This window comes from Roseateles sp., assembly GCF_031397715.1.
GTDB lineage: Bacteria > Pseudomonadota > Gammaproteobacteria > Burkholderiales > Burkholderiaceae_C > Paucibacter_A.
Window position 1 is genome coordinate 1 of record NZ_JANNMI010000118.1, and the last position, 8,643, is coordinate 8,643.

At 64.6% G+C, this 8,643-nt stretch carries 5 protein-coding genes; 1 reads left to right on the forward strand and 4 read right to left on the reverse strand.

Annotation, left to right across the window (positions count from 1 at the left end):
- The 3 genes from upp to RMO57_RS05325 all read right to left on the reverse strand — a co-directional run.
- Window positions 1-606, reverse strand: a 606-nt coding sequence (gene upp, locus RMO57_RS05315; RefSeq protein WP_310384910.1) for a uracil phosphoribosyltransferase, incomplete at its 3' end; no start/stop codon positions are given.
- Window positions 603-1,367 (reverse strand): 23S rRNA (guanosine(2251)-2'-O)-methyltransferase RlmB, encoded by a 765-nt coding sequence (gene rlmB, locus RMO57_RS05320; protein WP_310384912.1) that lies wholly within the window; start codon window positions 1,365-1,367, stop codon window positions 603-605. The genes rlmB and upp, both read right to left, overlap by 4 nt.
- Window positions 1,364-2,101 carry a heparan-alpha-glucosaminide N-acetyltransferase gene (locus tag RMO57_RS05325; protein WP_310384913.1) on the reverse strand — a complete coding sequence of 246 codons (738 nt, stop codon included), beginning with the start codon at window positions 2,099-2,101 and terminating at the stop codon, window positions 1,364-1,366. Before RMO57_RS05325 ends, rlmB begins: the two co-directional genes overlap by 4 nt.
- A gap of 112 nt (window positions 2,102-2,213) precedes the next feature.
- Here RMO57_RS05325 and RMO57_RS05330 point away from each other — a divergent pair, with 112 nt between their 5' ends.
- Entirely contained in the window at window positions 2,214-4,880 is a 2,667-nt protein-coding gene (locus RMO57_RS05330) for a PAS domain S-box protein (RefSeq protein WP_310384915.1), read from the forward strand.
- A 1-nt stretch (window position 4,881) separates the two neighbouring features.
- Here RMO57_RS05330 and purL read toward each other — a convergent pair.
- Window positions 4,882-8,643, reverse strand: a 3,762-nt coding sequence (gene purL / locus RMO57_RS05335) for a phosphoribosylformylglycinamidine synthase (RefSeq protein WP_310384916.1), incomplete at its 5' end; no start/stop codon positions are given.

Here is an 8,643-nt window from a genome sequence, read left to right on the forward strand (position 1 = left end):
GTCGCCGGCATCGCCCAGGCCGGGGATGATGTAGCCGACTTCGTTCAGGTGGCTGTCGATCGCCGCCGTCCAGCAGCGCACATCGGGGTGCGCCTTGGCCAGCGCGGCCACGCCTTCGGGGGCCGCCACCAGCACCAGCGCGCGGATGTCCTTGCAACCGCGTTTCTTGAGCAAATCAATGGTTGCGATCATCGAGCCGCCGGTCGCCAGCATCGGGTCAACGATCAGGGCGGTGCGCTCGTCCAGCTGGCCAACAAAGCGCTCGAAATAGTGCACCGGCTGCAAGGTCTCATGGTCGCGGGCGAGCCCGACCACGCTGATCTTGGCGTTAGGGATCATGTCCAGCACGCCGTCCATCATCCCTAAGCCAGCTCGCAGAATCGGCACCACGGTGACCTTGCGCCCGGCGATCTGGTCGACCTCGGTAGCGCCGCTCCAGCAATTGATGGTGGTTTTTTCGAGCGGGAAATCGGCGGTCGCCTCATAGGCCAGCAAACGCCCGACCTCGCCGGTCAATTCGCGGAACTTCTTGGTCGAGATGTCGGCCTCGCGCATCAGGCCGATCTTGTGTTTGACCAGGGGGTGTTGAACTTCGATGACGGTCATGGTTTTGACGCTTGGTTTGATGATGAAGTGGTGCGCTGGCGCAGCGCTTCGAACAAGCACACACCCGCCGCCACCGACACATTCAGGCTCTCGACCGAACCCTGCATCGGAATGCGCACCAGCTCGTCGCAGGTCTTGGCGGTCAGCTGACGCAGGCCGTCACCCTCGGCACCCAAGACGAAGGCGACCGGGCGATTCAGGTCCAGCTCGTAGATCGATTTTTCGGCTTGATCCGAGGTGCCGACCACCCAGATGTCGTATTCCTTCAGCTCTTTGAGCGAGCGCGCCAAGTTGGTGACCATCAGATAAGGCACGGTCTCGGCCGCGCCGCTGGCGACCTTGGCGACGGTGGCGTTGAGGCCCACCGCATGGTCCTTGGGCGCCAGCACCGCATGAGCGCCGGCACCGTCGGCGACGCGCAAGCAGGCACCCAGGTTGTGCGGATCGGTGACGCCGTCCAGCACCAGCACCAAGGGCATGCCCTCAATGGTTTCGATCACGTCATCAAGAAACTGCGGCATCGCCAGCGCGGTCACCTTGGCAACCACGCCTTGGTGGCGGGTGGTGCCGGCGATCTTGGCCAGGCGCTCATCATCGCTGTCGATCAGCTTGGCGCCGCCGTCGCGGGCGCGCTCGACAAACGCCCGCATGCGCTGGTCGCGCCGGCTGGTGTCGTAATGGATTTCGCTGATCGAGGTGGGGTGCGTCTTCAGGCGCACGGTGACGGCATGAAAGCCGAAAAGAATTTTGTTGGAGCTCATCCTCGCATCGTAGCGGCAAGCGTCAGCAATCCAATCAAAACCGGCTGGTGCAGCATGTAGAAAGTCAGCGACCAGCGGCCCAACCAGGCCAGTGGCGACAGCGCGTCCGGCAGTGCGGCGCTGAGCACATGCGGGTATTTGAGCAGCAGCCAGCGCCCCAAGGCAAAGCCCCACAGCAGCACGCCAATCCAGGGCAGCACCGGCACGTAGTCTTCGGCGATCGGCTTGTGCGTGACCAGGCCCAGCCAGTTGGTCCAGCGCGTATCAAAGAAAGGATGGCTCCAAACCCAAGGCGCCAGCAGCGCCGCCGCGCCGAGCAGCCAGCAGGCCCGTATCGACAGCCGCGGGCCTAGCCAACGCAGCAGCAAGAGCATCACGGCCATACCGTGCAGTACGCCAAAGCTGATGAAGCTGCGCGGATACATCAGCCAAGAGCCCAGCGACACCAGCGCAGCGCAGCCCGCCACTTGGCCCCAACGGCGCCAAAAGCGCGGCCAGCTCAAGCGCTGATGCAAAGCCAGGGCCTGGCCCAGGCCGGCGCAGAGCAGGAACAGGCTGACGATCAAAGTACGCTGACCGGTCCAGAACGGATCACGGTAAAAGTCCTGACGAATCCAGCCGAAATGATTCAAATCGAAGACTAAATGAAAGCCGGCCATCCAGACGATGGCGGCGCCGCGCAGCGCGTCGAGGCGGGGGTGGCGAGGTTGGAGAGTGCTTGCAGGGGCGGACACGCGGCGGGATCTCGTCGACTCAAAGGCGCACAGTCTAAAGCGATGCCCAATCCAGCCCCTGTGTTACCGTCAAAGCAGGTCAAATTCAGAGTGGGCAGCAGCGGTCACAAGCATGAGTCAAACCCCAAGCGAGGTCCAAGCCGCTGACGCCGCAGTGTTGGCACGCACCGCCCTACCCTTCAGTCTGCTGGCCTATTGGCCCGCGTTGTTGACGGGCTTGGGCGCTGCCCTCTTGTCCAGCGTCTTGGCTCTGGCGCGCCAGGCCCAGCAGGTGAGCAGCGAGCAGGCCCTGGTCAACCATGAGTTGAGCGCCATCCGCACCCGCCTGGAGGCAGTGGCGCAGGCGACCTTCAGCCCCACCGTCGGGCTGGAGGCGATGATTCAACTCGACGGTGGCATCTCCAACGACAGGTTCGAGGCGCTCAACCGGCGCGTTGTCAACCTGCTGCCCCAGGTGCGCAGCATCGTCACCGCGCCCGATGACATTGCTCGTTATGTCTATCCACTGGCAGGCAATGAGGCGGTGCTGAATCTGCGCTACCGCGACATTCCGGTCCAATACGCCCAGGTGCAGGCCGCGCGGGCCAACGGAGAGTCCTTGCTGGTCGGCCCGGTCAAGTTGGTACAGGGCGGTTTGGGGCTGATCCAGCGCACGCCGGTGTTCCTGCCGATCCAGGACGCCAGCGGCACAAAACGCCATGTTTACTGGGGTGTGATCTCGGTGGTCGCGGACAAGGATGAGTTTGTGCAGGCGGCCGGCCTAGCCCCGCACCCGAGCTGGCGGCTGGCGGTGTTTCAGCTGCAGATTGACCGCAAGACCTTGGGTGCGCCGGTCTGGGGAGACCCCGGCTTGGCGGCGCTGCCAACGGCGGTGCAGCAGTCGGTGCAGTTACCGGGCGCCACCTGGTCCATCGCGGCCGTGCCCCACACGCCACTCAGCTGGCGCTCCAAAGTCTATAACGTGGAGTTTGCGGCCAGCCTCTTGGTCAGCCTGGCCTTGAGCGCGCTGGTGGCTCTGCTGGTTTACCGACGCCGCATGTTGCTGGCGCAGAACCAAATTTTGGCGCAGCAAATAGCCCAAGGCCTGCGCACCCAGGCGGAGCTGGAGGCCGCGCAGTCGCGCTTTCGCAGCCTGACCGACCTGTCGGCGGACTGGGTCTGGGAGCAGGACGAGCACTTCCGCTTGAGCTTCACCTCACGCTCGACCGAAGCTTCCACCCAAGTCGGCAGCCCGCAGCTGTTAGGGCTCAAACGCTGGGAGTCGCCGGCCCTGGCGCCCGGCACCGACTGGAGCGCCCATATTGCGGCGGTCGAGCAGCATCAATCGTTCCGTAGTTTCGAATACGCACAGTATGCGGAGGATGGCAGTTTGCGGCACGTGAGCATTTCAGGCGCGGCCGTGTTCGACGCGGCGGGCCGCTTCAAAGGCTACCGCGGCACAGGCCGAAATATCACCGCGGGCAAGCTGGCCGAGGCGGATTTGCGCGAATCCAAGGCCGCCTTGACGCTGGCCCTGGACCGCTTGCAGGCGGTGCTGAACGCGGCGCAGGAGTTCGCCATCGTCGCCACCGACCAGCAGGGCCGGATCAACTTGTTCAACCGCGGTGCCGAGCAGATGCTGGGTTACGCGGAAGCCGAGATGCTGGGCCAGTCACCGCATTGCTTCCATCTTGCCGACGAGATCGCTGCCCGCGCCGCCGAGCTCAGCCGGCTCTACGGCCGAACCATCAGCGGCTTTGAAGTTTTTGAAGAGCCGGCCCGTCGCAACGGCAGCGACACGCGGGTCTGGACCTATGTGCGGCGCGATGGCAGCCACTTGGAAGTTTCGCTGACCATCAGCATGGTGCTGACGCAGAGCGGCGAGGTCAGTGGCTTTTTGGGGCTGGCCCGTGACATCAGCGCCCAGCGACGTGCCCAGCGTGAGCTGGCGGGCCTGAACGCCGAGCTGGAATCGCGCGTCGCGCACCGCACGGCCGAGTTGACGTTGGCGCTGAGTACGCTGAGCCGCGCCCAAGACGAGTTGCTGCGTTCGGAAAAAATGGCGGCTTTAGGCTCCTTGGTGGCCGGCATCGCGCATGAGTTGAACACGCCGCTGGGGAATTGCCTGACCACCGCCTCCACGCTGGATGACCTGACCCAGCAGATGCGGGCCAACTTCGAGGCCGGCCAGCTGCGCCGCTCGGCCTTCGAAGCCTATCTGACTGATGCGCAAACGGCCAGCAGCATCATGTTGCGCAGCATGGCCAGCGCGAATGAGTTGGTGGCGCATTTCAAACAAATTTCGGTCGACCAAACCTCGGCGCAGCGGCGTCGCTTCGGCTTGCAATCGGTGGTGGGCGATGTGCTGAGCCTGTTGCGCAGCCAGCTGCGCAAGGCGGGTATCGAGGTCACGGTCGAGGTGTCGCTGACGCCGGCGCAGCAGCTGGACAGCTTCCCCGGCCCGCTGGGTCAAGTCCTGACCAACCTCATCCTCAATGCCAGCTTGCATGCGTTTGACGGCAGGCTGGCGGCTGCGCGCATCTCCATCCAGGCGGAGGCAGTGGATGACAGCCACTTCACCCTGATCGTCGCCGACAACGGCAGCGGTATGAAGGCCGAAGTGAGGCGGCGCGCGTTTGATCCCTTCTTCACCACCAAGATGGGCGCCGGCGGCACCGGCCTGGGCCTGAATATCGTCTACAACATCGTCACCGGCATCCTGGGCGGCCAGATCGAGCTGCACAGCGAATGGGGAGCGGGCAGCCGCTTTGTGATGCGGCTGCCTTTCGTGGCTCCTTAGATCAAGCCACCCAGCGGCGGGCGTTGCGGAACATCCGCATCCACGGGCTCAGCTCGCTGATGCCGCCCGAGGTCCAGCTCATTTGCACATTGCGGAACACGCGCTCCGGGTGCGGCATCAAGACGGTGAAGCGGCCGTCGGCGGTGGTCACCGAGGTCAGGCCGTCGGGGCTGCCGTTGGGGTTGAGCGGATAGGTCTCGGTCGGCTGGCCGTGATGGTCGACGAAGCGCATGGCGCGCGCTACTTTTGCGGAGTCACCGCGCTGCGAGAAGTCGGCAAAACCTTCGCCGTGCGCGATCGCGATTGGCAGCCGCGAGCCTGCCATGCCCTTGAAGAACAGGCTGGGGCTGTCCAGCACCTCGACCATCGCCAAGCGGGCCTCGAACTGCTCGCTCTTGTTGCGCGTGAACTTGGGCCAGTCTTGTGCGCCGGGGATGATGGGTGAGAGTGCGGCCATCATCTGGCAGCCATTGCAGACGCCCAAAGCGAAGCTGTCTTGGCGCGCGAAGAAGGCCTTGAACTGCTCGGCCAAGACCGGGTTGAACATCACCGAGCGGGCCCAGCCTTCGCCGGCACCCAGGGTGTCGCCGTAGCTGAAGCCGCCGCAGGCCACGAAACCCTTGAACTGCGCAAGGGTGACTGCGCCGGACTGCAGATCGCTCATGTGCACGTCATAGGTATCAAAGCCGGCCTTGGCCATCGCATAACTCATCTCGACATGCGAATTGACGCCCTGCTCGCGCAGGATGGCTAGTCTGGGCTTGGCGCCGACATTGATGAACGGCGCGGCCACATCCTCTTGCGGATCAAAGCTCAGATGCACATGGCGGCCGGGGTCACTGGCCAAGCCGGTCAGCGCATGTTCGCTGTCGGCGCAGGCCGGGTTGTCGCGCAGCTGATTGATGCGCCAGGAGACCTGGTCCCAAACCTTGTGCAAGGTTTCGAGGGGCGCGCTGAAGACCTTCTTCGCGTCGCGCCAGACTTCCATGCAGCCATTGCCATTGGGTTTGCCCACCACATGGCTGAGCTTGGACAGCCCATGCGCGCGCAAAACCTGCAGCGCCGCGTCGCGGTCCGTGGTGCGCACCTGCAAGACGACGCCGAGCTCTTCGTTGAACAAGGCCTTCAGCGTCAGCTCCTCGCGGCGGGCGCTCACCTGCCCCGCCCAGTTCTTGGCGTCGCCGGTGTCGGCGCGGCTGTCGCTGACGCCGTCGCCCTCGGTGATCAGCATGTCCACATTCAGGCTGACGCCGACATGGCCGGCAAATGCCATCTCGCAGGCCGTCGCCCACAGGCCGCCGTCACCGCGGTCGTGATAAGCCAGCAATTTGGCCGAAGCGCGCAACTCGTTGACGGCATTGACCAAACTCTTCAACTGTGCGGCGTCGTCCAGATCGGGCACGGGGCCGCCGAACTGATTCAGCGCTTGCGCCAGGATGGAGCCGCCCATGCGGTGCTGGCCGGCGCCGAGGTCGACCAGGATCAGGCTGGTGTCACCTTGATCGGTACGCAGCTGCGGCGTCAGCGTGGCCCGGACATCCTGGATCGTCGCGAAGGCGGTGATGATCAGCGACACCGGCGCGGTGACCTGCTGAACCGCGCCGTTAGCATCTGACCAGCGCGTGCGCATCGACAGCGAATCCTTGCCGACCGGGATCGAGATGCCCAGCTCAGGGCACAAGTCCATGCCGACCGCCTTGACGGTGTCAAACAACGCAGCGTCCTCGCCCGGCTCGCCGCAAGCCGCCATCCAGTTGGCCGACAGCTTGACGCGCGGCAACTCGATCGGTGCGGCGAGCAAATTGGTGATGCTTTCGGCCACCGCCATGCGCCCGCTGGCGGCTGCATTGACGGCCGCCAACGGCGTGCGTTCACCCATCGCAAAGGCCTCGCCGGCAAAGCCCTTGAAGTCGGCCAGCGTGACCGCGCAGTCGGCCACCGGCACCTGCCAGGGGCCGACCATCTGGTCGCGCGAATTCAGGCCGCCAACGGTGCGGTCGCCGATGGTGATCAAAAAGCGCTTGGACGCGACGGTCGGGTGACGCAGCACGTCCAGCGCCACGGTGGCCAGATCGACACCGGTCAAAGCCAGCACGCCGCCGTCGCGCGCGACGCGGGTCACGTCGCGGTGCACCTTGGGCGGCTTGCCCAGCAAAACCTCCATCGGCATGTCGATGGCGCGCTCGCCTTCAGGCCCATCTTCCAAGATCAATTCACGCGCCTCGGTCGTCACGCCGACGACGGCAAATGGGCAGCGCTCGCGCTCGCACATCGTGGTGAACAACTCAAGGCTGCCGGGCGCTATCGCCAAGACATAGCGCTCCTGGCTCTCGTTGCACCAGATTTCCTTGGGCGCCAGGCCGGACTCCTCCAGCGGCACCTTGCGCAAATCAAAGCGCGCGCCCCGACCCGCGTCATTGACCAACTCGGGGAAGGCATTCGAGATACCGCCGGCGCCGACGTCGTGGATCGCCAAAATCGGGTTGCGCTCGGCCAGACCCCAGCAATGGTTGATGACCTCCTGCGCACGCCGCTCGATCTCGGGGTTACCGCGCTGCACCGAGTCGAAGTCCAGGTCGGCCGTGTTGGTGCCGGCCGCCATCGAGCTCGCAGCGCTGCCGCCCATGCCGATGCGCATGCCGGGGCCGCCGAGCTGGATCAACAGCGAGCCGGCCGGGAATTCAATCTTGTGGGTCTGGTCGCTGCGGATCGCTCCCAGGCCGCCGGCAATCATGATGGGCTTGTGATAACCGCGTTGCACGCCATCGACTTCCTGCTCGTAGACGCGGAAATAACCGGCCAAGGCCGGGCGGCCGAATTCGTTATTGAAGGCGGCACCACCCAAAGGCCCCTCGATCATGATTTGCAGCGCGCTGGCGATGTGCGAGGGCTTGCCGATATCGGCTTGCTCCCAAGGCTCGCTCAAGCCCGGCAGACGCAGGTTCGAGACCGAGAAACCGGTCAGGCCGGCCTTGGGCTTGGCGCCGCGGCCGGTGGCACCCTCGTCGCGGATCTCGCCGCCGGCGCCGGTCGAGGCACCCGGAAACGGCGAGATCGCGGTCGGGTGGTTGTGGGTCTCGACCTTCATCAAAACATGGGCGGTTTCCTCGCGCGCCTGATACTGTGGCGCGCGTTCGTCACCGGCCGGCATCCAGCGCTCGATCACATGGCCTTCCATGATGGACGAGTTGTCCGAGTAGGCCACGATGGTGTGCTGAGGACTGAGCTTCTCGGTGTTGCGGATCATGCCGAACAAGCTCAGCGGCTGCAGGGCGCCGTCGACGGTGAACTTGGCGTTGAAGATCTTGTGGCGGCAATGCTCGGAATTGGCCTGCGCGAACATCATCAGCTCGACATCGCTGGGGTTGCGGCCGAGCTGCTTGAAGGCCGCTTCCAGATAGTCGATCTCGTCCACCGACAGCGCCAGGCCAAAAGTGGTGTTGGCCGACTCCAGCGCCGCCTTGCCGCCTTGCAAAACGTCCACATGCGCCATGGGTGCAGGATACAACTCGGTGAACAGGCCCAGCGCAACAGCGCGGTCAAACATCACACTCTCGGTCATGCGGTCATGCAGCAGGGTGCCAATCTGCGCCAGTTGCGCATCAAGCAGGCTCGGTTTACTCAGCAAACCCGCTTTGAGCGTCACACGGTACTCCAGCACCCGCTCCACCCGGCGCACCGCCAGACCGCAGTTGTGGGCAATATCGGTCGCCTTGGAAGCCCAGGGCGACACCGTGCCGAAACGCGGCGACACCACAATCAG

Coding starts and splice junctions, on each gene's coding strand:
- rlmB (WP_310384912.1), bottom strand. CDS start 1,367: ATGAGCTCCAACAAAATTCTTTTCGGCTTTCATGCCGTCACCGTGCGC.
- RMO57_RS05330 (WP_310384915.1), top strand. CDS start 2,214: ATGAGTCAAACCCCAAGCGAGGTCCAAGCCGCTGACGCCGCAGTGTTG.